We start from the raw sequence: 389 nt of genomic DNA, 5'->3' as shown, positions 1-389 counted from the left end.
CCCCCCCCCCCCCCCCCCCCCCCCCCCCCCCCCCCCCCCCCCCCCCCCCCCCCCCCCCCCCCCCCCTTTTCAAGCAGAAGACTGCATACGAGATCATGAGTACTGTCTCGTGGGCTCGGAGATGTGTATAAGAGACAGGTTCTTTCAGCTCGCCCTTTCCGATGCATCCGGCAATATCAAACTCCCAGTTTTCGGCAAACGGCATCCATGTTTATTTTTTCGAAGCTTTGAGGCCAACGCCTGAGCTTTCTCTGTCTCTTATACACATCTGACGCTGCCGACGAACCACGACATGTGTGGTTGTGGGGGGTGGGGGGGGGGTTGAGAGGGGGGGGGGGGGGGGGGGGGGGGGGGGGGGGGGGGGGGGGGGGGGGGGGGGGGGGGGGGGG

General features: G+C 66.8%; 1 protein-coding gene. It reads right to left on the bottom strand.

Annotated elements, in window-relative coordinates; translation table 11 throughout:
• The coding region (locus JHD69_RS20670; RefSeq protein ID WP_199142186.1) for a hypothetical protein at nt 1-205 on the bottom strand (205 nt) is incomplete at its 3' end.
• Nucleotides 206-389 lie beyond the last annotated feature (184 nt).

It is taken from the genome of Pedobacter sp. ASV12 (assembly GCF_016429155.1).
Taxonomy (GTDB): domain Bacteria; phylum Bacteroidota; class Bacteroidia; order Sphingobacteriales; family Sphingobacteriaceae; genus Pedobacter.
The sequence above is the reverse complement of the archived record's forward strand: the minus strand, read 5'-3'. Positions and strand labels throughout refer to the sequence as shown.